We start from the raw sequence: 24,494 nt of genomic DNA, 5'->3' as shown, positions 1-24,494 counted from the left end.
CACAGAGCCGTTACCGACGGTTTTTATAAGAAACAGGAGATTCATTGATGAGCCAGCCGTCCCCCGCTAAACGTCCGTTCCAGCGCCTGCTGATCGCCTGCACCACCTTCGCGGTGTTCGCCAGCGCCCAGGCCGCCAGCCTGGAGCAAATCAAGGACAACAGCCGCATTCGCATCGGCTATGCCAACGAGACCCCTTTCGCCTATACCGAGACCGATGGCCGGGTCACCGGTGAATCGCCGGAAATCGCCAAGATCATCTTCGAGAAGATGGGCATCAAGCAGGTCGACGGCGTGCTCACCGAATGGGGCTCGCTGATCCCCGGCCTGCGTGCCGGGCGCTTCGATGTGATCGCCGCCGGCATGTACATCACCCCGGCACGCTGCAAGCAGGTGATTTTCACCGACCCGCAATACGCCCTGCCCGATACCCTGCTGGTCGCCCAGGGCAACCCGAAGAACCTGCACAGCTACGCCGACATCGCCAAGAACCCGGACGTGAAGCTGGCGATCATGGCAGGCACGGTCAACCTCGCCTATGCCCGCGACTCGGGCGTCAAGGACGCGCAGATCCTCCAGGTACCGGATACCACTGCCCAGTTGCAGGCCGTGCGTGCCGGCCGCGCCGACGCTGCCGTCGGCACCCAACTGACCATGAAGGGCCTGGCCAGCAAAGGTGGCGAGAAGGTCGAGGCGATCAGTGACTTCACCGACGACCCGTCCCACACCGGCTACGGCGCCCTGGCCTTCCGCCCCGAGGACAAAGCCCTGCGCGATGCCGTCAATGCCGAGATGAAAAAGTGGCTGGGCAGCGAGGAGCACCTCAAGGCCGTCGCGCCATTCGGCTTCGACCGCTCCAACGTCACCGACAAGACCGCCGCCGAGCTCTGTGCCCAGCAGTGAATCGAGGTGGCATGGCACTTGCCATGCCATTCCCTGTGTAATGCGATTATTCAGGTCGAACCATGGGTGAATTGATACCGTTGTTACTGCAGGGCGCCTGGGTCACGATCCAGGTCACCTTCTTCGGCTCGTTGCTGGCCATCGTCGCCGCTATCCTCGCAGCCCTGGGCCGGCGTTCGTCATGGCGACCCTTGAGCTGGCTGTGCGTGGCCTATATCGAGCTGTTTCGTGGCACGTCGCTGCTGGTGCAGTTGTTCTGGCTGTTCTTCGTCCTGCCATTGCCGCCGTTCAACCTCGAACTCAGTGCCTACACCGTGGCCATCGTCGGCCTCGGGCTGCACATCGGTGCCTATGGCGCCGAAGTGATGCGCGGCGCCATCAGCTCGGTGGCCAAGGGCCAATACGAGGCGTGCACCGCTCTGAACATGCCGGCGACCACGCGTTTTCGGCGGATCATCCTGCCCCAGGCATTGCTGGCTGCGATCGCGCCCGGCACCAACCTGCTCATCGAGTTGTTGAAAAACACCTCCCTGGTGTCGCTCATCACCTTATCGGACCTGAGCTTCCGGGCCCGCCAGCTTGACCAGGCGACCTTCCAGACACTGGAGATCTTCAGCCTCACCCTGCTGCTGTACTTCGTCCTGGCCCAGGTCATCAACTTCCTCATGCGCAGGGTCGAGCGCCGCCTGAGCCGTGGCCGCCTGCGGGGGAGCCTGTCATGAATTTCTGGGACTGGAACTACGTTGCGCAGATCCTTCCTGCCTTGCTGCAGGCATCGCTGAAAACCCTGGGCATCACCTTGGTGGGCTTCGCGATCGCCGTGGTGCTGGGGCTGTTCCTGGCCATCGCCCGGCGCAGCCGCCACGCCTGGTTGTCATGGCCGGTGGCGTTGGTGATCGAGTTCATCCGCAGCACGCCGCTGCTGATCCAGGTGTATTTCCTCTACTACGTACTACCCAACTACGGGGTCAACATGACCGCCATGCAGGCCGGCATCATCGGTATTGGCGTGCACTATGCCTGCTACCTGGCCGAGGTCTACCGGGGCGGCCTGGATTCGGTGGCGCGCAGCCAGTGGGAAGCCGTGGTAGCCCTGAACTTCGCGCCCTGGACCGCCTATCGCGCGGTCATCCTGCCCCAGGCGATCCGGCCGATCCTGCCGCCGCTGGGCAACTACCTGATCGCCATGCTCAAGGACACTCCCGTGCTGTCGGCCATCACCGTGGTCGAAATCATGCAGCAGGCCAAGAATGTCGGCTCCGAGAGTTTCCGCTACCTCGAGCCGATCACCCTGGTCGGTCTGTTCTTCCTGGTCTTGAGCATCGCTCTGGCCTACCTCGTTCGGCGCCTCGAACTGCGCCTGGAGCTTCGCTGATGATTGCGCCTGTGACCCACCTCGCCACTGCCACCACCCCTTTGCCGCGGGACGCCAGCATGCCCACACCGGCCATTGCCCAACCGATCGTCAGTTTCAAGGACGTGACCAAGCGCTACGGCAGCTTCACCGTGCTCGATGGCCTCAACCTCAACGTCGCGCCCGGCGAAAAAGTCGCCATCATCGGCCCCAGCGGCTCGGGCAAATCCACGTTGCTGCGGGTCCTGATGACCCTGGAAGGCATCGACCAGGGCATGATCGAGGTCGACGGGGACTCGCTCACCCACATGCCTGGACGCAACGGCGCGATGGTCACCGCCAACGAGCGCCATGTACGCAAGGTACGGGCGAAGATCGGCATGGTGTTCCAGAGCTTCAATCTTTTTCCGCACATGACTGCCCTGCAGAATGTGATCGAGGCGCCCGTGCAGGTGCTGGGCGTCAAACCCCAAGAGGCCCGCGAGCGGGCGGCCGAATTGCTGGAAATGGTCGGGCTGGGCAACAAGTTCGAGCATTACCCCTCGCAACTGTCCGGTGGCCAGCAACAACGCGTCGCGATTGCCCGGGCGCTGGCGATGCGGCCCAAGGTGATGCTGTTCGATGAAGTGACGTCGGCGCTCGATCCGGAGCTCTGTGGGGAGGTGCTCAACGTGATCCGCCGACTGGGCAGCGAGCACAACCTGACCATGTTGATGGTCACTCACCAGATGGGCTTCGCCCGCGAGTTCGCCGATCGGGTGTGCTTCTTCTACAAGGGGCAGATCCATGAGCAAGGCACGCCGGCGCAGATCTACGAGAACCCACAGCAGGAGCGGACCCAGGCATTTCTGAGTGCTGTGCGCGAAGCGAACTGAAGGCGGGCACGGCGCAAAGAAACACCCGGAGATTGGCTATATCTGCAGGCGCGCGCGAGTCGATAATCCAGCGTCGGAAACGGCTATCACCCCTTGGAGCGCTTCGGATCGGCGGATCGCGGGTAGGTGCGCTCTTCCTCGAAGGTGCCATCGACTCGGTGAATTTTCACCGAGGCGGTTTTACCCTCGAAGAACGCACCCAGCGCGCCCACCAGTTCCTGCTTGGTCGCAGCGCGCTTCGAGGCCCGCTGCGCACCTTCTTTTTTCAGTTCCCATCCATCTGCGGTTTGAACGACGTGGTAGCTGTCCATCGTCTTGCTCCTCCTTCGCATAGGGCTCGCCATATCCAACCGGCGATACAGCGTGGGACTACCCAAGCGGCTCGGCGTTCACTCAGTGGAATCAATTAGCAGCCTGGATGTCACCTGGGGGCCGTGCCTGACGCGTGACGTCAGGAAGCAGCCCTCGAAGAAGCAGCGGTCTGAGCAAGAATGGCCACGCTGTCCAATTGCTCGACCTTCCAGCACAGATCGATCAACCGCCGCGCCTGATCGTCTGGCAGCACACCCACCGCCAAGTCGCTGAACTTCGCCTCCAGCTGTTGATCGGTCATGGGAACTTCCAGGCTGCCGATGGCATGCTCGATGTACTTGTGCAATTGACGGCCATCCTTCAGCACTACGGTCATGTCGACCTGTTCGGGTTTGATCGCAGGGTCGATCGTCGCACTGACCTTGTCGCGCAGCGCCACCACCGTGGCATCCCGGACCGCCTGGTCGCTGTACTGGCGCTCCCCGGCGGCACCTTGCACCAAGGCAACCGCCACGGAGTGATAGACACTGAATTTCCCTTCCAGGCCGATTTGCGGCGTCTTCTTGCCGGTCAGCTCCAGTACCAGAGGATGAACCTTCAGCCGCACCTCGGCGATCTGCTCCGGCTTGAGGTCGTACTGATCACGCAGCTGGATGGCGGCATCGATTGCCGGATGGATGACGATGCCGCAGGCGAAAGGCTTGTACGTGTTCAGCGCGGCTTCGTATCGAGTCCCGAGCCCATCGGTGATCTGCGCGAAGTCCTGCTTGGTGCTGATGGTGTAGCCCCAGCCTCGTTTCGCTTCGATCATCTGGTCGGAGCTGGTGAAGTTCTGCGCGGCAAGCAGCGCCGCGAACAAGCCGTTGCTGGCGGCGCGGCCCGGGTTGAAGCTTTTGTTCATCGAGCCAAACGACTCGCGCAGCCCGACCGGTTGCGAGGCAGCCAAGCCCAGGGCCCAGACCATCTGCTGCTCGTTCAGCCCCAGCAGTTTGCCCACCGCTGCGGCGGCCCCGAATACACCAGCAGTGCCGGTGATATGCCAGCCCACATCATAGTGTTCGGGGTAGACGGAGTTGCCGATCCGGCATTCGCTCTCCACGCCAGGGACCAGCGCGTTGAGAAAGTCCTTGCCGCTCACGACCTGGTATTGCGACAGCGCCAGGATCGCGGCTGCCACGGGCCCTGCAGGATGGATGATGGTTTTCAGGTGGGTGTCGTCGTAATCGAAGATATGCCCGGCCACGCCATTGAGAAACGCTGCATTCATGATATCGAAGCGCTCGCTGCGCCCCAGCAGGCTCGCCTGCTCCGGGCCGGAAAACGGCTTCAATGCACGCACCGCGCGATCCACCGTTTCGTGTCGCGAACCGCCTACGGCCACGCCGACCCAGTTGAACAGCGTCCTGACGCCTTGCTTGCGCACGTTGGGCGGCAGGTCGTCGAACTTTGCCTGCACCAGGAATCTCGCCAAGGTCTTGGTCGTGTCCTTTCCCTCCGACGGCGAGGCCGGTGTTGCCGTCGAAGTGTTGGCAGAAGAGACAGGCTGGCTGCCAAAGGAGAGTTCCGTGCCAGTGGCCACGGCAACTACGGCGCCTGCTTTGAGCAGGCTGCGGCGATTGAGCGAATTCATGCAGATCTCCAGGGTGCTTGTTGTTAGAGGTTGTGTGCGCACCGCTGCAGCTTGAGGCAGAATCCAATCGATGATAATCGCAATAATCTCAAGGACTCTTGCATGCCACACATGAATGTGGAGATCAGCGATCTACGTGCGTTCGTCGCCATCGCGGACCTGGGAAGCTTTGCCGCGGCTGCGCAGGAGCTGCATTTATCGCAGTCGGCGCTCTCCAGGCGGATTTCGAAACTGGAAGGGAATCTTGGGCTGCGCCTGCTGGAAAGAACGACGCGGCGGGTAGAACTGAGCGCCCATGGCCGGACATTCGCGCTCAAGGCACGGCAGGTGGTCAATGGTTTCGATCAGTCCTTGCTGGACATTACCGACGCCGCCAGCAAGCTCACGGGGGAGATAGCCGTGGCTTGCGTGCCTACTGCCGTCAATCAGCTGCTGCCCCGCGTGCTTGAGCGATACCAGGCGCAGTTTCCACAGATTCTGGTTCGGATCCTGGACGAAGGGGCGAGCGAGGCGCTGGCGTTGGTGACGCGTGGCGAGGCGGATTTCGGCATTAATTACCTGGGGGCTCAAGAAGGGAACGTCAGCTTCACACCGCTGTTCGAAGAACGATTCGTGCTGGTGTGCCCGGCGGATCATCCCCTGGCCCGGAGGAAATCGGTGGGCTGGGCCGAATTGAAGCAGCACCGCTATATCGCGGTGAACAAGGCCAGTGGCAACAGGATGCTGCTCGACTTGGCCTTGGCAAGTAAAACCGACTTGCCAAAGCCCGTGCTGGAGGCTCGGCATGTGCGCACTGCGGTGGATATGGTTGCTGCTGGGTTGGGGGTCGCGGCGGTGCCGCAATTGGCGGTTTCGCGGATTGGGGCGCAGAGCCAGTTGGCTGTCGTGCCACTGGTGGGGCCGAGTGTGAGCCGGACGTTGGGGTTGGTGACCCGGCGCGGGCAGTTGCTATCGCCCGCTGCGGAGCGGTTTTGCGAGTTGGTCAGGGAAGAGTTGCCACAGGCTTGACGATACGCCCGGCAACTTCGGCCGGCGATAGATCTAAATGGCGGTATAGCCACCATCGACATTGATGCAAGATCCCGTAATCAGCGAAGCGGCATCGCTCGCCAGAAAGGCAATGACGTGCGCGACTTCCTCGGGTTGCCCGAGCCTGCCGATGGGCTGCTTCTGCACCATGGCAGACAGTACCGCAGGGGGTAACTTGCTCAAAAATGGCGTTTCGATATATCCCGGTGAAACGCAGTTCACGCGGATACCTGTCTGGGCGTAGGTCAGGGCCACGCTACGGGTCAGGTTAACGACCGCAGCCTTGGCTGCCGAGTATGCATGGCTGTCTGCCTGGCCGACATGGGCCAGTATCGAGCCCATGTTGATGATCGCGCCACTGCCGCGCTCGATCATGTGCCGCACCGCATATTGGTTGCACAGCGCAACGCCGGTCAGGTTGATGTCGATCACACGCTGCCAGGCGGTCAGGTCCAATTCATGGATGGGGCTTTTGCGCTCGGGAATTCCAGCGTTGGCAACCAGTACATCCAGCCGCCCGAACGTCTTGACTGCCACTTCCATCAATTTCTCGACACTGGCTGCCTGGGTCACGTCGGTGAGTTCGAAGACGCCCTGGGTGGGTAACTCGGCCACAACGCTACGGGCGCCTTCATCGACATCGCCAATGACGACGTGTGCGCCCTCGGCAGCGAAGAGGCGTGCAGTGGCGGCGCCGATGCCGGACGCGGCACCTGTGATGACCACGACTTTTCCAGAGTGAGGGGCAGTCAGGGGATTCATGAGCTTTTTCTCCGCAGGCTCCTGAGAGCGATGGTGATCATTGTTGTTTTCCATCGGGCTCTCCCCGCACGACGCGTTGTGCGAGGTTTCGACCATTACTCAGGCTAGGGCGCCAGCGGTGGGCGCTGAATAGACAAAACTTGCAAACACCTGCATTTTTTTGGCAATCGACCGGGGGGGAGTGGGTTGTGGCAGAGCGGAGACTTCCCCGCCCGCCATGGCAAGAATGCTCGGCGCGAACGTTCCTGGTAAGCAGCAACTCACCCCGTAAGAATCAGACTTTCTCCCTCCGTTCAGTCTGTGTTGCCAGCAGACACTGCTGCAGGGCGTAGATCGCTCAGGCGACTTTCTCCTCGCTGTTGAGCCGCGTACTCTTTCTGGGCGATGCGGTCATTTCTGGCTTGAAGACTTTTTCGGGTTTCATCAGGAAGGTGAGCAAAACCCCACAACACATCACGCCGATAGACACCAGGAAGGTGATGTCCCAGTTGCCTGTCTTATCCATCACATACCCGGCCAGTACCGGACTGACGATGGCGGCAGTGAAGCCAGTACCACTCATGATGCCGCTGGCGGTACCGGCTTTATCGGTGGCGATGTCCATTGGAATCGCCCACATGGGCCCAATGGTCATCTCGTTGAAGAACATTGCCGCACCCAGGAACAGCAACGCATACATCGGGTCGCTGAGGGTCAGCACGGGAATCAGAGAAAGCGCCGTCATGCCCATGCAAACAGCGACCATGTAACTGCGAGCAACCCTGAGGTTGCCGGTTTTTCGGAAGAGGCGGTCACTGACCATCCCGCCCACCAAGTCCCCCACTACACCAGCAAAGAAGACGCCAGAGGTGAAGATCACCGCACTTTTGATGTTCAGGTCAAAGGTGTGCATGAAGTACAACGGCATCCAGCTCAACATCAACCAGAGCGTCCAGTTGTAGCAGAAGTAGACACTCGAAACGGGCAGCATCCTTTTGTACAGCCGCGCCCAGGTTCCGGGCTCATCTTTGGCTCGCACCTTCGGAGCAAGAAGCGTCTGCAGCTCTTCTTGCGTGATCCGTGGATGATCAGCAGGCTTTTCCCGGTAAACCATGCACCACAGCACCAACCAGCCAAAACTCACGGCGCCCAGGACATAGAACGCGGAGCGCCAGTCGTAGGCAGCCATCATGGCCATGACCATCATTGGCGCAACAGCGTTACCGAGTCGGGCGGCTGAGTGGGTGATACCTTGAGCCATACCGCGCTTGTCCTTGGGTACCCAAGCCGCCATTGCGGTGGTCGCTGCGGGGAACGTGGCACCTTCTCCAAGCCCCAGCAACAGTCGGGCAAGAACCAACGAGACAAACCCGCCAGCGAATCCCGTGAGCGTTGTCGCCGCAGCCCAAATCACGGCACAGACGATCAGTGTACGGCGTGCACCATAGCGATCACTCACCCACCCGCCGATGAACTGGAAGATCACATAGGGATAGGCAAAGGCCGAGAAGATGAAACCAAGCTGGGTGTTGCTCAAGCCGAGCTCTTTGCTGAACTGACCGGCAGCGGTACTAACGTTGACACGATCCACATAGGTGATGAAGTACATCAGGCACAGCATCACCAAGACGGTGGTGGTGGCCTTGAGTTTGAGCCTGTTCATGCGTGCGTTCCTCAGTGCTTTCTTGTACTTGTTCACTAATCCGCGTTTTTGAGGTCGGTCAGTTACAACTCCAGGATCGCCCCCTCCTTGCGCAATGCAGCGATTTCGTCTGCGTCGAAGCCGTACTGCTGGAGAATTTCCAGGGTGTGCTCTCCCAGGAGCGGCGAAGGACGGGTTACTTCTCGCGGCGTCTGCGAGAAACGAATAGGCAACGCGATGCTTCGGCTCGACCCGGTTACGGGGTGACTGGTTTCTACGATCATTTCCCGTTCGAGGATCTGTGGATGCTCGACTGTCTGGGAGATATCCAACACCGCCCCCACAGGCAGCCCGGCAGCATCCAGCTTGGCCACCCAGTTGTCAGTGGTGTCGGTGATGAGTACGGCAGTGATCAATTCGACCAATGCATCGCGGTTGGCCATACGCAGAGGATTGGTTGCAAAGCGCTGATCGTCACTGATGTGAGGAGCATCCAGAACCTGAAGCAAACGTTCGTAGTTGCCCTGGTTGGCCGCACCGATGTTGATCCAGCCATCCTGGGTACGGAAGGCCTGATAGGGGGTGCTGGTAGAGTTCGCCGAACCCATCTTCGGCAAGATCACGCCCTGCGAGTAATAGTTCGCGATCTGCCAATACATCTGCTGGAAGCCCGCTTCAAGCAACGACGTATCGACTACCTGCCCAAGACCTGTGCGCTGCTTGTGCGAGTAAGCAGCAACGATGCCGAGTGCGGCAAGAATGCCGGCATTGATGTCCGCCACTGGCGAGCCTGCTTTGATGGGCCCCTGACCCGGCTCCCCCGTCGAGCTCATCAATCCCGACAACCCCTGGGCGATCAAGTCGAAACCGCCTTTGTCGGCAAACGGCCCCGTGCGCCCATAACCGGAAACCGAGCAGTAAATAAGGCCTGGATTGAGCACCTTCAACGCGTCGTAACCCAGCCCAAGCTTCTCCATCGTCCCCTTGCGGTAGTTCTCCGTCACGACATCTGCGTCAGCGAGCATCCGCCGTAACACCTCTTTGCCGCCCTCGGTTTTGAGGTTCAACGCAATGTCACGCTTGTTTCGGTTCAAGACCATGAACGATGCAGATTCACCGTGTTTGAGGATCGGCGCAAAACGTCGACAGTCATCACCGCCATCCATTTTCTCGACCTTGATCACATCCGCGCCCATATCGGCGAGCATCATTCCGCAGATAGGGCCGGACATGATGTGAGACAGCTCGATTACCTTCATACCTTGCAGTGGGCCGGCCATCTCATTTACCTCCGAAAACAGGGTTGCGTTTGGACAGAAAGGCCTGATAGCCGATCTGGAAATCTTCCGTACCGAAGCAGGCAAACGCTTCGTCGTACTCCTGCGCACTCAACGGTGTCCGATCCATGCTGCGGCGAACGAACTGCTTGTGCCAGCGGGCTACAAGCGGAGCGCCGTCTGCGATCCGTTGGGCGCACTCGATTGCAGATTGCTCCACCAGCGCATCCTCTACGACGCGACTTACGATGCGTTTTTCCAACGCCTCTGCTGCACCAAAGACACGCCCCTCCAACAGCAACTCAAGCGTTACGTCCGGCCCGGCGATGCGCATCAGACCGGCCATTTCATCGTGGGACATGGCCAAGCCCAGTTTGCTAACCGGTACACCGAACCGGCTCGATTCACCGCAGATGCGAATGTCGCACAACGAGGCAATACCCAGCCCGCCGCCGACACAAATGCCGTGAATCATTGCAACCGCAGGATGGCGAAGCTGATCGATGGCGCGCAGTGCGCCATGCATGATCGGGCCATATTCGCGAGCCTTCTCCACGCTGCTGCGATGATTTTCAAATTCAGAGATGTCGTTGCCCGGCCCGAACGCCTTGATGCCTGCGCCACGGAAGATGACGCAGCGAATGGTGTCGTCTGCATCCAGGGCACGCACCGTGTCCTCAAGCAGGCGCCACATCGGCTTGGTGGTAGCGTTTAGTTTTTCAGGGCGGTTGAGGATGACGGTGGCTATAGACCCTTCACGCTGTACCAGCACCGTGGCAGGCGTGGCAGCAGTGTCTTGAAGCGGTGTCACGGGGACGCTCATGATCATTCACCTTGTTATTTTTGGGATACCGTTTTTGTTTTTTGGAATCCCAAATATAGCCAAGCATGAATCTTTGACAAGGGGTATGCTCACACCATGACGCCTCAGGACAGGTTTCGCAGAGACTGAAAAGCGCCTAAAATCAGGGTTATTTGCCCGATTCAGGCACTGAATTTTTTTTGCGACGACACAGAAGAGTCTCAGCCCATCGGGAAATTGGGACACCAAGGAGGCCGGATGAGTGAGATGGTGGATGCGACGAGCATCAACGATGCTGCTTACGCAGCGTTGAGACAGCAGATCATCAGCGGGGAATTGTCTCCGGGAGCCCCCTTGTCTGAACGGGCCCTGTGTGAGCGACTGGAGGTCTCCAGGACGCCTCTGCGTGAGGCGATCAAGATCCTGGCCAGAGAAGGTTTGATCGAGATCTCCCCCACTCGCCGCGCGAAGGTTGCAAGCGTGACGCTGGATGAAGCGGCAAACATGTTGACGCTCCTCGCAGCATTGGAAGGGTTGTCGGGTGAACAGGCTTGCCAGAAGGTGTTAGGCGAAGACATCGCAGAGCTGGAAGCGCTACAGGCCTCCATGCGCCATAGCTATGAGCAAAAAGACCTGGCGACCTATTTCGAGCTGAACCAGGCCATCCACCTGAAAATCCTTGCGATCGCAGATAACCAGGTGTTGTCCGAAATGTTCAACAACCTCAACGCGCGACTACGGCATGTCCGCAAGAGGTTGACCCCCACACAGGGACGTTGGGCGCAAGCAGTCGAGGAACATGAGCAGATGCTTGTCCACCTGAAAAAGGGTGAGGGTAAGAAACTGCGGGCCCTGATGGAGGATCACTTGCGCAATAAGATCGATGTCTTTTTGGCAACGATGCTCCAGCAGGGCATTGTCAGCACGCAGCGTTAGACCTGCGTGTGGCTGGCGAGAAAACCTCCTTCGGCAAAATCAAGTTCTACCAAGGGAAGAACCCGACACAGCCGCTGTTCTGCATCGAGCCAGGCAGCTAACCGATGGGCCTGTTCAACCTGATGTGGCTGAACAGGCACCTCGTTGTTTCTAGAAGCGGAAGTTAACCATTGGAACCCTTCGAATCAGCTTTGGCAGAAACGGATACGGTTACCAAACGGATCGTATACCTCCAGAAGCTTTCCCCATCCCTGCTCCACGATGTCGGGTCGACCGAAACCGTAGCGTTTGGCGATCAACTCGTCCCGAAACAGCTCAATGTTCTGCATGGGAACAAAAATGGTCGTTCCTGGGCTTGCGTCGCCATGATGCTCAGAAAGGTGGATTTGCACGCCGTCCCGGCTGAGCCCTAGATAAAGAGGAAGATCCACTTCGAAACGATGCTCGAATTCGACACTGAAGCCCAGAAAATCGAGATAAAACTCCCTCGCCTTCGCTTCATCGAACATTCGCAGTATCGGAATGGCTTTCTCCAGCTTGATTTCAGACCCCGTCAGATCATGAGGAAGCGCTGCTGAGGCGGTATTCCAATCTTTGTAGCCCAACTGCTGAGCGACCATTTCAAGCGCTACCGAATGGGTTACCTCATGATTGCGAGCTTCAAGCGAGGCGCGCAGAGACTTGGCCATACGCTTGGCGTGTTCGTTTGTCGACATGATTACTCCTGTAGTCGAAGCGTCTTGGTGCTCGCGTTGCCAAACCCCGACTATCAAGAGAGAGAGACGAATGGGTTGGAGCAGATATGCTTTCACCTTTCCTTAACGGTGCGAGCGGCAGGCAGCATAAGCCTCAGCTGATCGTACACAGTCTATCGCACGGTCGGAAGCTGGCTTTAGCTGCAGAGGGCAATTTGACATGGCCGGATGCTTGGAAAAATGACGGTAAACGGGGCCTGACATTCAGATTGTTCCTATTACTTGTAGGGCGTTTCCCAAACACACTCCTAGCCGCCTCCAAGCCATTGCGGTGACCTGGATTGCGCCCTAGTCTCGGTTGGTCGTCGTGAAAGCGGCGATCAGCTTTGACAGGCTGTTCAGGTCAAAAAAGTAATGCGTTGCTATGGCGGCTGTGCGTGGGGCACCTCGTGTGCGCCGGGTTCTTTTTGCTTTTTTTTCCTTCCGGTCTGTCAACCCATGCACAGCTGCCACCTTCTTGATTGGCAGTGCCATTCGGGACTGCCATTCGGGACAGATCTATTTTTGGGATTTATTTCAATTGATGGTATCGCTGGCGCACGAATTCCAGATAACGCACACGAGTCTTTCCGATGTGTCATCAACTGCAACGAAGCAGCAGGCTGGCTATAAGCATCAGCATCGCTGCAGGTGAATCAGAAAGTAGCCAGTTCCTGCGAAAGCTCAGGATGCTTGACGATCAGACGCAACAGGCAAAGTACACCACCAGGCGGCACGAAACGCCCCTGTTCCCAATCTCTAAGGGTTGCGACGGGCGTGTCGATACGCTTGGCAAAGGAAGCCTGAGTCAACCCGGAACGCTCACGCGCCTGCCGTACCAGTATCTGCTCCGGCGTACTGACCCGACCAGCACCCGCTTTCGCTTCTTTTAGAGCCTGGCGTAGATCAGGCAACGCCTCGCCTGCATCTGCCTCAATGGCCTTGGCGACGGCTTCGATATCGATGTCACGCATATCACACCACCTTGCTGATTTCAGCTGGGTCTACATTGGATCGTTCTGCCTTTGCATAGACCATGATCAGTAACACGACTTCATCTTCGGTGAGATTGAAATAAATCACCCTTACTCCGCCTGATTTACCCGAACCAGCACGACGCCAGCGCACCTTTCGCGCACCATCCGCGCCTTGGATGACGTCCCCAGCGCTCGGGTTGGCCGAAATCCAATCGATGAACGCTACACGTTCCTCATCAGTCCAGAGTTTGGCAGCGTTTTTCTGGAATGTCGGTGTTTCGATCACTGTTCGCATTGGCGAAACGTACGGGATTCCCGCACACCGGGCAATTGTAATACAGCCGCGAAATGACGTTAAGCATTTACAGCATGTTGCATGCAGATCGACCTGTACACGCCCGACTGGCAATGTGAACGCTGGCTTCAGCTAGCGCCTCGCCCCCCCCCCCCCTGTGATCGGTTCGTCGTTCTGCATTGGATAACCCAGCTGGCAGGCTTTCCCTACGACGAAGCCGACCAGCAAAAATGACCGCAGATGAGCCTAACCTTCAGATTGTTCCTATTACTTGTAGGGCGTTTCCCAAACACACTTCCAGGCGCCTCCAAGCCATTGCGGTGACCTGGATTGCGCCCTAGTCTCGGGTGGTCGTCGCGAAACGGCGACCGGCTTTGACAGGCCGTCTAGTCAAACCACATGGCTTTGCCTCAATGGCAGCTGTGTATGGGGCACTCATGTGCGCCGGATTCTTGGTTTGCCTACCGGTCTGTCAACCCATTCATAGCTGCCACCCTCTGTTTGACAGCAGGCGTGTGGTTGCCCTTACCAGGTAAACCATGATGCTTAAAACTGTTCCCGATCCACCTCACAATCGTCATCCCCTCGACGGCCTACTGATGCCGGCTTCCCACGATGCGTCCAGCTCCGACGTTGCCCGTCAACGCCTAGCGACCGCACTGCTGCGCTAAATCAAAAGTCTGTTTCGCCTGAGCTGGCCTCATCGCTGGCAAGCCAGCGACCGATATCAGGCCGGCATGATTGAGAAACCGAGGCCAGGCCTGTAGGCGTGTGCTTGCCCTCGACAGACTGGGGCGTAGGGTCAGCTCAGGCACCTGGACGTTCAGGGAGAAAGAATGATGACCAAGGAAAGCGAGAAAACCACCGTCGGCAAAACCAAGTTCTACCAAGGGGAAAACCAGACACAGCCGCTGTTCTGCATCGAGCCAGGCATTCCGTGCCAATTCGCTCGGGAGCAGGCTTCGGAGTTGTTTGGCTATGTCCAGGAATTGACGGTTACCGGGCTGATGGAAGACAAGCCGCATTTGATCTGGGCTTCGCATTATCTGGGGGCCTTGGCCAAGGCGCTGATGGATGATGCGGAGTTGGGGATGATGGGTTGAGTCCATTGGAGGTGTATTGACTGGGCGGGCCCTTTCGCGGGCAAGCCCGCTCCTACAAGTAACGCGTACTCCGCCGCGAAGGGGCCGCTTCTCACAGCAGACAGGCTAAATATAAAAGACAATGCGCAAAGACTACCTCGCCTTCTTTACCTCGCTTTTCCTGTCCCGATTAGCCGACCAGATCCTGTTATTCATCGTGCCACTGGTAGTGTTTCAAACCACCAATAGCGCCTCTTGGTCCGGCTTGGCTTTTTTCGCCGAATCACTACCGCGCTTTCTCGCCTTCCCGGTATGCGGAGCCCTCTGCGACCGGTACTCGCCGATGAAAATCTTGCATATCAGCCAGCTATACCGAGCACTGCTCTGTGTACTGGCCACCGGGCTGTACCTGCTTTTCGGCGGTCTCGCCTGGCTGGTGGTGCTCTCGGCATTGTGCGGTGTACTCACTACACAAGGCATCATGGCCCGCGAAGTGGTGATGCCGCATATCTTCCAGCACTACAGCTACACCAAGACCTTGTCCTACTCGCAGATCGCCGACCAGACCGGCTTGGTACTCGGGCCAGTGGTGGCGGCGCTGTTGCTGGACGTTTCGCAATGGCATTGGGTGGTGCTGGCGACGGGAGGGTTGTTCTTGCTGGCCGACCTTTGCATGTGGCTGTGGCACCGTTTGAGCGATATCAGCTGGACGATGTTCGAGCAAAAGCCCGGTATCTGGGTGCAGCCAGTTCGCATCGCGCTTCGGCATATTCGTGAGCAGCCTGAGTTGCAAAAGGTCATCTCGTTGGCGGTGGGCGTGAACCTGATCGTCGGGGTCACCCTGGCTACGTCGGCAGCGATGGTGCTAGGGCAATTCAGCGCCGATAAGGACGACTACGCAGTTCTGCAAGCGGCGGGAGCCGGCGTGACCATCGCCATTCTGTTCCTCCTGGCACGGATGGTACTGCCCCTGCGCGTGCTCGGTGGCGTTGCTTACTCGATGCTCTTGATCGGCGCGTTCATTAGCGCCGTGAGCCCCAATCTTGCCGGCTATGCCGTGGGTTTTCTGCTGATTGTGGGTTTCGACAAGATGTTCAATGTGTACATGCGCACGATCCGGCAACGGGTGATCCCAACAGCCGATTTTGGGAAGACGGTGGGCGTGATTACCTTGCTCAACAACCTGTCGCAACCTGCTGCGGGGCTGCTGGTTGCTTTGCTTGCGACGTCGATGGGGACGCCCTGGGTGATTGCGATTCTGGCGGTACTGGCTGCGTTGATCGGGGGGATGGTTATCAGGATCGGGGCCAAGGTTGGTAGGCGCATGCCTGGAGAGCTTTAGCGCTACGCAGCTACATCTCGCGACGACCTGCCGCTTCCCGATGTGGTCTACCGGTATACCCTACCCATGACTATCCAACGCAGAGGTTGCCATGACCGGTATATCGCTAAACCTTCCAGAAGACCTGTCCAACTCTCTTGCCGACCTCGCCAAAAGCAATGGCCAGAGTGCGATCTACCTGGCTTTGGATGTGCTTCGTGATTACATTGAACACGAAAAGACACTGACCGTGAGAACGTAAAGGGGACAGGTCCAAGATTGATTTCACTGCGGGAAACGGAAAAATAAATCCTCTTTTGGCCGGAGTCTTCGCCTGCTCCAGCAAGAATGCTCGACGCAAACGTTCGTGGTAAACAGCAACTCACCCCGCAAGAATCAGATTTTCTCCCTTACCTGTAGTCCATTTCCCAAACATACTCCCAGCCGCCTCCAAGCCATTGCGGTGACCTGGATTGCGCCCTAGTCTCGATTGGTCGTCGCGAAACGGCGACCGGCTTTGACAGGCCGTCTAGGTTTGAACAGCATGGCTTCGCCTTTGCGGCGGCTGTGCATGGGGCACCTTTGTGTGCGCCGGAAATTGTTCTCCTAGCCGGTCTGTCAACCCATGCTCAGCTGCCACCCTCTGTTTGACAGCAGGCGGTGGTCGGCCTATCTAGGAGAACGATGATGCTGAAGATAGTCCCCGACCCGCCCTACCTCCCGATTACCTTTGCACACGCGCTGATACTGCCTGCCCACGATGCGCCCTGCTCCGACGTTGCCCATCAACGCCTAGCGACCGCGCTGCTGCGCTAAATCACAAGTCTGTTTCGCCTGAGCTGGCCTCATCGCTGGTAAGCCAGCGACCCATATCAGGCCGGCATGATTGAGAAACCGAGGCCGGGCCTGTAGGCGTGTGCTTGCCTTCGACAGACTGGGGCGTAGGGTCAGCTCAGGCACCTGGACGTTCAGGGAGAAAGAATGATGACCAAGGAAAGCGAGAAATCCACCGTCGGCAAAATCAAGTTCTACCAAGGGGAAAACCAGACCCAGCCGTTGCTCTGCATCGAGCCAGGCATTCCGTGCCAGTTCGCTCGGGAGCAGGCTTCGGAGTTGTTTGGCTATACCCAGGAATTGACGGTTACCGGGCTGATGGAAGACAAGCCGCATTTGATCTGGGCTTCGCATTATCTTGGGGCCTTGGCCAAGGCGCTGATGGATGATGCTGAGTTGGGGATGATGGGTTGAGTCCATTGGAGGTGGATTGACTGGGCGGGCCTTTTCGCGGGCAAGTTCGCTCCTACAGGGGCGGTGGAGGGTCTGAATACGGCGCACTATGGGTAGGCAGGCCGAGCAACCGGGTTCCTGATAGACTACTGCCCCTTTTTTTCATCTGCGCGGTAGACGCCGGGGCCCTTCTTTGCCTCGGCAAACCGGGTTGGCTCTACGTGGATTGCTGCTACAACGCCACGCCCGATTGCTCCGGCAGGAAACAGTCCTGCTCAGCCCTCTTCCGCGAAGCGCCGCCGGGTCAGAAAAAAGCCCAAACCCACCGGTGTGGCGAAAATCGCCAGCAGCTCCAAGTCAAAGCCCAGCACCTTGCCTTCCCCAACGGTGGCGCAGCCAATGACCCCAGTGGCCATCAACGCCAGCCCAAGCCATTTGCGCAGCGGGTAAGGTTTGACCACCCAGTGGAGCAGTAAAGTGACCACCATGAGCAGGGCTATCTGAGTCAAATCGGACATTTTGCAGCCACTCAAACCTTGATGATCAATGATTCGAGGGTACGCTGTGGGCCAATTCCCCCACTGACCTGCGCCTCGATGCTGACCAGTATGTCGCCGGCATGGTACGTCGGCAGGTTTTTCTCGACATACATGCGCATGCCTCCGCCAGCAGCGGCAGTGCCAACCGTCGCACCGAAAGGCCCGCCCAGACTACCTACGGCCCCGCCAACGCTTCCGGCTGCGGACGACGCGTATCGACTGACTTTACTGCGACTGGCATTGAGTTCGTCGCCCTGTCGCCGGGTCAGAGGCCTGGAAATGCCCACCAGCATCAGGCATGGGCGCTGCCCCGCCTGCATCTTGTCGTAGACTTCGACGACCTTGCTACTGACCAGATAGTGAGCCTGCTTCGCCTCGCCGAAATGCAATTCCCGCAAACGGGGACGGTCTTCACTGGTGAGGGTAAATTTCGAAACGTTGTACACGATCCCGCGCATATCGGTACGTTGAAAAGTGTCCTCGAACTTCATTGCGCGCATCCTTTCGAGCAAAAAGAGGGGCCATTCTCCATGGCCCGACACAGGGATGCAAATACCCGCCGTAGAGGCGCCGGAGGTTATTCCGCAGCAAAAGGAACAGATTTTTTTCATAAGAGCAAAGGGGGCCGTCCAACCGCCGTGCAGGCCTAAAGCAGGCTTTCCTGATAAACTGCCGCACCCTTTTCCCACCTGCACGGTAAACGCCGCAGCCCCTGCTTGCCTCTGCAAACCGGGATGGCTCTACCTCGATGGTTGCTACATCACCCAGTCTCGTTGCCTGATTTGTGCAACTCACGTGGCCATGTAGCAAAAAACCGCAGCACACGGCAGTAAACGAGAGAACCGAAATGCACCCGAAACAAGCAGAAAACCCTGCAAACGTCGCCGATCCGGTTAACCGGAGGTTCTCCGTTGCACCTATGATGGACTGGACAGACCGCCACTGCCGCTACTTCCTGCGCCTGCTGTCCAAACACACCCTGCTCTACACCGAAATGGTCACCACCGGCGCCCTGCTCCACAACGACGCCCAGCGTTTTCTGCGCCACGATGTTTCCGAGCACCCGCTGGCCCTGCAACTGGGCGGCAGCGTGCCGGCGGATCTCGCGGCCTGTGCGCGGCTGGCCGAGCAAGCGGGGTACGACGAGGTCAACCTCAATGTCGGCTGCCCCAGCGACCGCGTGCAGAACAACATGATCGGCGCCTGCCTCATGGCCCACCCGGCGCTGGTGGCCGACTGCGTGAAGGCCATGCGCGACGCGGTCTCCACACCGATCACGGTCAAGCATCGCATCGGCATCAACGGCCGCGACAGCTACGCCGAACTGTGCGACTTCGTGGGCCAAGTCCGCGAGGCCGGCTGCCGCAGCTTTACCGTACATGCGCGAATCGCCATCCTCGAAGGCCTTTCGCCCAAGGAAAATCGCGAAATCCCGCCACTGCGCTATGACGTTGCCGCACAGTTGAAAACGGACTTTCCCGACCTGGAAATCGTCCTCAACGGCGGCATCAAGACCTTGGCCGAATGCCAGGCACATCTTGAAACCTTCGATGGGGTGATGTTGGGCCGCGAGGCGTACCATAATCCCTATCTGCTGGCCGAAGTGGACCAGCAGCTGTTCGCCAGCGACGCCGCCGTGGTCACCCGCAGCGAAGCGCTGGAACAGCTGCGACCGTACATCGTCGCCCACCTGCAAAGCGGTGGCGCCATGCACCACATCACTCGCCATATCCTCGGGCTGGGCCAAGGCTTCCCGGGGGCGCGGCGGTTCCGCCAGTTGCTGTCGGCGGACATCCACAAGGCGCCGGAGCCGCTGGTGGTGTTCGATCAGGCAGCCGAGTTGCTACAGGGGCGCTGACGGAACCACGGGCGCGCTTTCGACTCGAAACCTCACTCCCTAGCCCGGCCCCGTGCTGGCCCTTGAGTGGCCGCCGGGGCTCGGGTAAGGTCGAATCATTGCACAGGACAGAGCACGCCCATGACCTCCAAGCTGGAACAACTCAAGCAGTTCACCACCGTGGTCGCCGACACCGGGGACCTGGACGCCATTACCCGCCTCAAGCCGGTCGATGCCACCACCAACCCGTCCCTGTTGCTCAAGGCAGCCGCCATTCCTGGCTACGCCGACCTGCTCAAGCAGGTGAAAAGCGATGCCAAGGGCAACGTCGACCTGGCCTGTGACAAATTTGCCGTGGCCGTGGGCGCGGGCATTCTCAAGGTCATCCCGGGGCGCATTTCCACCGAGGTGGATGCGCGCCTGTCCTTCGACGAACCCGCCCTGTTGAGCAAGGCCCGCCAACTGATCGAGCAATACGAAAAAGCCGGTATCGGCCGCGACCGCGTGCTGATCAAGCTGGCCTCGACCTGGGAAGGCATCCGCGCCGCCGAGAAGCTGGAAAAAGAAGGCATCCAGACCAACCTCACCCTGCTGTTCTCCTTCGCCCAGGCCCAGGCCTGCGCCGATGCTGGGGTGTTCCTGATTTCGCCGTTCGTGGGCCGTATCTACGACTGGTACAAGAAAAGCACCGGCCAGGAGTACGTGGGCGCCGACGACCCGGGCGTGCAGTCGGTTACGCGCATCTACGACTACTACAAGACCAATGGCTACGACACCGTGGTCATGGGCGCCAGCTTCCGCAACATCGGCCAGATCGAACAGTTGGCCGGCTGCGACCGCCTGACCATCAGCCCTGAGCTGCTGCAACAACTGAGCGACGATCAGGGCGAGCTGCCGCGAGTGCTCAAGCCAGGCAATGCCGGTGAAGCCAAGCAGATCCTCAACGAAAGCCAGTTCCGTTGGGCGATGAACGAGGATGCCATGGCCACCGACAAGCTGGCCGAAGGTATTCGCCAGTTCGCGCGGGACCAAGAGAAGCTGGAAAAGCTGATGGCTGACAAAGCCTGATACACATCGGGTTTGCCTGACGGGCGGAAAATGTTCAGCATTTTCCGCCCGTTTTGTTTGTGCACGATGCGTTCAGCATCTGACGGCCATTCGCCGGCAAGCCGGCTCCTACAGAAAACGGCGCTATATCTGTGGGAGCGGCGGTTCGGCGCCCCGACTTGCCCCGCGAATGGCCCACCACGCCACCAGAGCTGTCGATGACCTTCTCCACACCTTTGCCCCTCGTTCTCGCCGGCCCAGTGCTACGCCGCCTGGAGCCGCAGCGCCTGGCCATCTGGCTGGTCGCCACGCAGCCCGAGCCGCCCACGCTCAGCATTGACCTTCCTCAGACCACGCCCGAGGTGCATTGCCAGACGTTGCCGATTGGCGAGCATGCCTTCGTCCACCTGCTCGACGTGCATTTCGGCCGGCCCCTGCCCCGCGATGTCGCCATCGACTACGACGTGCACTTCGCGGGCCAGGGCATCGCCGACTGGGCGCCACACTTGCTCTATCCTGGCCAGCAACGCCCCAGTTTCGTGCTGCGGGGGCGCCTCGACCAGTTGCTCCACGGCTCATGCCGCAAACCGCATCACCCTGCGCGAGACGGCCTGCTCTGCGCCGACCGCTTGCTGCAGGCCTGTGAACGGCCAGAACAGCGCCCGGCACTGCTGATGATGAGCGGCGACCAGGTCTACGCCGATGACGTCGCGGGGCCGATGCTGCGGGCCATCCATGCGCTGATCGCCCGCCTGGGGCTGTTCGAGGAGCACCTGCAAGGCGCGCGGGTAGCCAACAGCGCCGAGTTGTACAGCCACCCCGCCTGTTACTACCACCGTGCCGACCTGCTGCCCGCCCAGGACCGCAACGAAGGCCTGCGCGAGCGCTTCTTCGGCGGCAAGCGCAAGCCGATCTTCTCGTCCAGCAACGCCGACAATCACCTGGTGACCTTCGCCGAGGTCATGGCCATGTACCTGCTGGTCTGGTCGCCCACACCCTGGCGCCTGGTGAGCCTGGACATGCCGGCGGGCCTGAGCCGCGAGCAACAGGCGCGATATCGCCAGGAACTACCGCTGATAGAGGGCTTCTCCGCCGATCTTGGCCCGGTCGCCCGGGTGATGGCCCATCTGCCATGCCTGATGATCTTCGACGACCATGACATCACCGACGACTGGAACCTCTCGGCGCAGTGGGAAGAAACCGCCTACGGCCACGCGTTCTCACGGCGGATCATCGGCAACGCCTTGCTGGGCTACTTGCTGTGCCAGGCGTGGGGCAACGACCCGGACAGCTGCCAGCCACTGGTAGAGCACTACCGTGTACTGGCGGCCACCCCTCTGGAGCGCGAGGGGCAGGATGCACTGATCGATGCCCTGCTGGGCTTCCAGGGTTGGCAGTTCTCATTACCGACCGCCCCGCCCCTGCTGGTGCTCGACACCCGCACCCGTCGCTGGCGCAGTGAAAGCGACCTGGCCAAGCCCTCTGGGCTGCTGGACTGGGAGGCGCTGACCGAACTGCAACAGGCGCTGCTCGACCACCCTTCGGCGGTGATCGTATCGCCGGCACCGATCTTCGGGGTCAAGCTGATCGAAACCGTGCAGCGGGTGTTCAGTTGGCTCGGCTACCCGCTGCTGGTGGATGCGGAAAACTGGATGGCCCACCGCGGGGCGGCGCAGGTCATTCTCAATATCTTCCGCCATTCACGCACGCCGGGGCATTACGTGATCTTGTCCGGGGATGTGCATTACTCGTTCGTCTACGAGGTGCTGATCCGCCATCGACAGCGCAGCCCGCACCTGTGGCAGGTGACCAGCAGCGGGATCAAGAACGAGTTTCCACGGCGTCTGCTGGATGTGCTGGACCGCTTGAACCGCTGGCTGTACTCGCCGCGCTCGCCGTTGAACTGGTTTACCAAGCGTCGACAGATGGAAGTGGTGCCGAGGACGCCCAGCCATAGCCAGGCCGGAGAGCGGCTGTGGAACGGTGCGGGGTTGGGACAGGTATTTTTCGATGAGCAGGGGCGGCCGGCGCGGGTGTATCAGTTGAATGCGGATGGGCGGGAAGCGACGGCGTTCGTGAAGCCGGAGTGATTCGGCGGGATGTGTAGGGTGTTTGCCGGCCCTTTCGCGGGTGAACCCGCTCCTACAGGGGTTGTGGTGAACCTGTAGCGAAGAGGCCGGTACAGACTACCGATCAGGTACGCTCGAGCGCACTGACCAGGTCATGGAACGCTTCCCGGTTGGAGTCGTTCAAGCCCATGAGGATCTTGTGCGCCTCCAGCACCTTGGACCGCACCACATCCTCGTTCTGGTCTTGCGACGGCAGATCGGTCAGGCATTCCGGGCACGGCACCGGGCGGTCGACGATGTTGAACACCTGGTCGAAGCCCATCGATTGCAGCAGGCGCGAGATGTCCGGGTTGGTGGTGACCACGGTGGGCAGCAGGCCGACCTTCTGCCGTGACAGGATAGACAGCTTGGCCAGCAGGCCCAGCGTCGTGCTGTCGATGCTTTCGGTTTCGGTCAGGTCGATGACGATCGCCGAGAAATTCAACGCAGTGAAGATCTTCTCGATCGTGGCATCCAGCGCCGAACACAAGGTCAGGCGCACTTCACCGACGAATTTCAGTACGAAGGTACCGCTCTGCTCGGCGAACTGGATTCTACCGGTACTCATTGAAGGTTCCTGCTCAACACCAATAGGGCGATATCATCCGGCATCTCCCCAAGCGTAGCCAATCCAAAACGTTGTCGCAGCCCATCCAGGCTACCACCCGCAGCCTTGACGATGTCCGGCAAGGCGGCCTCTTTATCTTTGAGCGTATCCCCTGGCAAAAGGTCCAGGATGCCATCGGACGCCAGGCTCAGGCTGAACTGCTCGGGCAATTCGATGACCTGGTCTTGGTACACGGCCTCGTCGAACAACCCCACCGGCAGGCCACGGCCCTCGAGGTAACGGGCCTGGCCAGGGGTATACAGCACCGGCAGCGGCAAATGGCCGCCCACGGCGTAGGTCAGCAGGCCGGTTTCTTCGTCGATGACGCCGCCAACCATGGTCACATGCTTGCCCAGCTTGCAGTTGATCAGCCCACGGTTGATGTGGTTGAGCACTTGCGAGGGCTTGAATTCGCGCATCTTGCCGCTGCGCTTGAATTCGAACAACAGCCGGGTGGTCATGAACTTCAGCAGCACGGTGACGAACGCCGACGATGCACCATGCCCGGACACGTCCGCGAGGTAGAAGGCGATGCGCCGCTCATCCACACGGAAGTAGTCGGTAAAGTCGCCCGACAGGTACAGCGACGGGATGATCTGGTGCTCGAAGTCAAACCCGCCTACGGTCCAGGGGCTCTCCGGCAGCATGTTCATCTGCACCTGGCGCCCCGCGGTCTGGTCCTCCTGCAACAGGTGCAGGCTGGCTTCCAGCTCGCGGTTGGCGGCCTCGAGCTTGTCGCGGTAGCGCTGGTTTTCCAGCACCAGGCGCGAGCGGTCGAGGGCCCGACGTACCGAGTGCTCGAGCACGGCCAGGTCTTCCAGCGGCTTGATCAGGTAGTCGGCAGCACCGAGGCGCAAGGCTTCCACCGCGTCGCTCATCACACCGGCACCGGAGACCACGATCACCGGTAACTGCGGCGCGCGCTCGCTGATCTGGCGGATCAGTTCGAGGCCGCCCATCTGCGGCATGCGCAGATCGCAGATCACGAGGTCGGGCTGGTGTTCTTCGAAGACCTGGAGCCCCTGCTGGCCGTTACCGGCCTGGAGGACGCTGAAGCCACTGTCTTCCAGATAGGCGGCGAGGCTTGCACGGACCACGTCGTCATCATCGATGATCAGCAGCGTTGCACTGATTTTCTGCATGTGGGCGAACGGCGCCGATTTGGGTTGGTGCAGGGGCGTGCGCAAGGCGGACATCCAACTGCTGGGATACTCTGTAGT

26 protein-coding genes are annotated in these 24,494 nt (G+C 59.7%); 13 read left to right on the top strand and 13 right to left on the bottom strand.

The features are described 5' to 3' along the window. Positions 1-47: 47 nt before the first annotated feature. The 4 genes from ehuB to ehuA all read left to right on the top strand — a co-directional run bounded on the left by ehuB (position 48) and on the right by ehuA (position 3,131). Complete coding sequence (gene ehuB / locus E6B08_RS09290) at positions 48-902, top strand: ectoine/hydroxyectoine ABC transporter substrate-binding protein EhuB (protein ID WP_136913733.1); 855 nt, start codon at positions 48-50, stop codon at positions 900-902. 62 nt (positions 903-964) lie between these two features. Beyond that, entirely contained in the window at positions 965-1,624 is a 660-nt protein-coding gene (gene ehuC, locus E6B08_RS09285) for an ectoine/hydroxyectoine ABC transporter permease subunit EhuC (RefSeq protein ID WP_136913732.1), read from the top strand. Continuing rightward, positions 1,621-2,277 (top strand): ectoine/hydroxyectoine ABC transporter permease subunit EhuD, encoded by a 657-nt coding sequence (gene ehuD, locus E6B08_RS09280; protein ID WP_136913731.1) that lies wholly within the window; start codon positions 1,621-1,623, stop codon positions 2,275-2,277. Before ehuC ends, ehuD begins: the two co-directional genes overlap by 4 nt. A gap of 59 nt (positions 2,278-2,336) precedes the next feature. After that, positions 2,337-3,131 (top strand): ectoine/hydroxyectoine ABC transporter ATP-binding protein EhuA, encoded by a 795-nt coding sequence (gene ehuA / locus E6B08_RS09275; protein ID WP_192938688.1) that lies wholly within the window; start codon positions 2,337-2,339, stop codon positions 3,129-3,131. An 86-nt stretch (positions 3,132-3,217) separates the two neighbouring features. On the opposite strand, the gene E6B08_RS09270 is transcribed toward ehuA, so the two are convergent. Both E6B08_RS09270 and E6B08_RS09265 read right to left on the bottom strand, forming a co-directional pair. After that, on the bottom strand, positions 3,218-3,442 hold the full coding sequence (locus tag E6B08_RS09270) for a DUF2188 domain-containing protein (RefSeq protein WP_136913730.1): 225 nt from the start codon (positions 3,440-3,442) through the stop codon (positions 3,218-3,220). A gap of 140 nt (positions 3,443-3,582) precedes the next feature. Next, positions 3,583-5,073, bottom strand: coding sequence for an MmgE/PrpD family protein (locus E6B08_RS09265; RefSeq protein ID WP_136913729.1), 1,491 nt, complete (start codon positions 5,071-5,073; stop codon positions 3,583-3,585). A gap of 111 nt (positions 5,074-5,184) precedes the next feature. Here E6B08_RS09265 and E6B08_RS09260 point away from each other — a divergent pair, with 111 nt between their 5' ends. Beyond that, positions 5,185-6,081, top strand: a complete 897-nt coding sequence (locus E6B08_RS09260; protein WP_136917363.1) for a LysR family transcriptional regulator — start codon at positions 5,185-5,187, stop codon at positions 6,079-6,081. Positions 6,082-6,114: 33 nt separating this feature from the next. Here the strand turns inward: E6B08_RS09260 and E6B08_RS09255 are convergent, their stop codons facing one another. From E6B08_RS09255 to E6B08_RS09240, 4 genes are all read right to left on the bottom strand, one after another. Next, positions 6,115-6,918, bottom strand: a complete 804-nt coding sequence (locus E6B08_RS09255) for an SDR family NAD(P)-dependent oxidoreductase (RefSeq protein ID WP_238349295.1) — start codon at positions 6,916-6,918, stop codon at positions 6,115-6,117. Positions 6,919-7,201: 283 nt separating this feature from the next. Next, complete coding sequence (locus E6B08_RS09250) at positions 7,202-8,506, bottom strand: MFS transporter (protein ID WP_136913728.1); 1,305 nt, start codon at positions 8,504-8,506, stop codon at positions 7,202-7,204. A gap of 62 nt (positions 8,507-8,568) precedes the next feature. Then, on the bottom strand, positions 8,569-9,765 hold the full coding sequence (locus E6B08_RS09245) for a CaiB/BaiF CoA transferase family protein (RefSeq protein WP_202877488.1): 1,197 nt from the start codon (positions 9,763-9,765) through the stop codon (positions 8,569-8,571). 1 nt (position 9,766) lies between these two features. After that, positions 9,767-10,585, bottom strand: a complete 819-nt coding sequence (locus E6B08_RS09240) for an enoyl-CoA hydratase/isomerase family protein (RefSeq protein WP_136913727.1) — start codon at positions 10,583-10,585, stop codon at positions 9,767-9,769. A gap of 237 nt (positions 10,586-10,822) precedes the next feature. On the opposite strand from E6B08_RS09240, the gene E6B08_RS09235 reads away from it, so the two are divergent. Then, positions 10,823-11,500 (top strand): GntR family transcriptional regulator, encoded by a 678-nt coding sequence (locus E6B08_RS09235; protein ID WP_136913726.1) that lies wholly within the window; start codon positions 10,823-10,825, stop codon positions 11,498-11,500. A 185-nt stretch (positions 11,501-11,685) separates the two neighbouring features. On the opposite strand, the gene E6B08_RS09230 is transcribed toward E6B08_RS09235, so the two are convergent. The 3 genes from E6B08_RS09230 to E6B08_RS09220 form a co-directional block, all read right to left on the bottom strand. Further along, positions 11,686-12,216: a glyoxalase superfamily protein gene (locus E6B08_RS09230; protein ID WP_136913725.1), complete on the bottom strand. Its 531-nt coding sequence runs from the start codon at positions 12,214-12,216 to the stop codon at positions 11,686-11,688. 674 nt (positions 12,217-12,890) lie between these two features. Next, entirely contained in the window at positions 12,891-13,208 is a 318-nt protein-coding gene (locus E6B08_RS09225) for a helix-turn-helix domain-containing protein (protein WP_136913724.1), read from the bottom strand. A 1-nt stretch (position 13,209) separates the two neighbouring features. Continuing rightward, the gene (locus E6B08_RS09220; RefSeq protein ID WP_136913723.1) at positions 13,210-13,506 is read right to left on the bottom strand and encodes a type II toxin-antitoxin system RelE/ParE family toxin; all 297 of its coding nucleotides are present in this window, start codon (positions 13,504-13,506) and stop codon (positions 13,210-13,212) included. Positions 13,507-14,345: 839 nt separating this feature from the next. Between E6B08_RS09220 and E6B08_RS09215 the strand changes: the two genes are divergently transcribed. The 4 genes from E6B08_RS09215 to E6B08_RS09200 all read left to right on the top strand — a co-directional run bounded on the left by E6B08_RS09215 (position 14,346) and on the right by E6B08_RS09200 (position 17,157). Then, complete coding sequence (locus E6B08_RS09215) at positions 14,346-14,609, top strand: DUF3077 domain-containing protein (RefSeq protein ID WP_136917360.1); 264 nt, start codon at positions 14,346-14,348, stop codon at positions 14,607-14,609. A 121-nt stretch (positions 14,610-14,730) separates the two neighbouring features. Continuing rightward, a complete protein-coding gene (locus E6B08_RS09210) occupies positions 14,731-15,930 on the top strand; it encodes an MFS transporter (protein WP_136913722.1) in 1,200 nt (399 codons plus the stop codon). Between the two features lie 91 nt (positions 15,931-16,021). After that, the gene (locus E6B08_RS09205; protein WP_136913721.1) at positions 16,022-16,171 is read left to right on the top strand and encodes a CopG family transcriptional regulator; all 150 of its coding nucleotides are present in this window, start codon (positions 16,022-16,024) and stop codon (positions 16,169-16,171) included. Between the two features lie 722 nt (positions 16,172-16,893). Further along, a complete protein-coding gene (locus E6B08_RS09200) occupies positions 16,894-17,157 on the top strand; it encodes a DUF3077 domain-containing protein (RefSeq protein WP_136913720.1) in 264 nt (87 codons plus the stop codon). A gap of 254 nt (positions 17,158-17,411) precedes the next feature. Here the strand turns inward: E6B08_RS09200 and E6B08_RS09195 are convergent, their stop codons facing one another. Together E6B08_RS09195 and E6B08_RS09190 are read right to left on the bottom strand one after the other, a co-directional pair. Then, complete coding sequence (locus tag E6B08_RS09195) at positions 17,412-17,654, bottom strand: hypothetical protein (protein ID WP_136913719.1); 243 nt, start codon at positions 17,652-17,654, stop codon at positions 17,412-17,414. An 11-nt stretch (positions 17,655-17,665) separates the two neighbouring features. After that, positions 17,666-18,166 (bottom strand): hypothetical protein, encoded by a 501-nt coding sequence (locus tag E6B08_RS09190; protein ID WP_136913718.1) that lies wholly within the window; start codon positions 18,164-18,166, stop codon positions 17,666-17,668. A gap of 356 nt (positions 18,167-18,522) precedes the next feature. Between E6B08_RS09190 and dusA the strand changes: the two genes are divergently transcribed. The 3 genes from dusA (at position 18,523) to E6B08_RS09175 (ending at position 22,649) form a co-directional block, all read left to right on the top strand. Continuing rightward, complete coding sequence (gene dusA, locus E6B08_RS09185; RefSeq protein WP_136913717.1) at positions 18,523-19,533, top strand: tRNA dihydrouridine(20/20a) synthase DusA; 1,011 nt, start codon at positions 18,523-18,525, stop codon at positions 19,531-19,533. 120 nt (positions 19,534-19,653) lie between these two features. Further along, the gene (gene tal / locus E6B08_RS09180) at positions 19,654-20,580 is read left to right on the top strand and encodes a transaldolase (RefSeq protein ID WP_136913716.1); all 927 of its coding nucleotides are present in this window, start codon (positions 19,654-19,656) and stop codon (positions 20,578-20,580) included. 197 nt (positions 20,581-20,777) lie between these two features. Then, positions 20,778-22,649 carry an alkaline phosphatase D family protein gene (locus E6B08_RS09175; protein ID WP_136917359.1) on the top strand — a complete coding sequence of 624 codons (1,872 nt, stop codon included), beginning with the start codon at positions 20,778-20,780 and terminating at the stop codon, positions 22,647-22,649. 103 nt (positions 22,650-22,752) lie between these two features. On the opposite strand, the gene rssC is transcribed toward E6B08_RS09175, so the two are convergent. Next, positions 22,753-23,235: an anti-sigma factor antagonist RssC gene (gene rssC, locus E6B08_RS09170; RefSeq protein WP_008099230.1), complete on the bottom strand. Its 483-nt coding sequence runs from the start codon at positions 23,233-23,235 to the stop codon at positions 22,753-22,755. After that, positions 23,232-24,416: a two-component system response regulator RssB gene (rssB, locus tag E6B08_RS09165; RefSeq protein ID WP_136917358.1), complete on the bottom strand. Its 1,185-nt coding sequence runs from the start codon at positions 24,414-24,416 to the stop codon at positions 23,232-23,234. Before rssB ends, rssC begins: the two co-directional genes overlap by 4 nt. Positions 24,417-24,494 lie beyond the last annotated feature (78 nt).

This window comes from Pseudomonas putida (assembly GCF_005080685.1).
Lineage (GTDB): Bacteria > Pseudomonadota > Gammaproteobacteria > Pseudomonadales > Pseudomonadaceae > Aquipseudomonas > Aquipseudomonas putida_V.
This window is presented reverse-complemented; position numbering and strand designations above follow the sequence as displayed.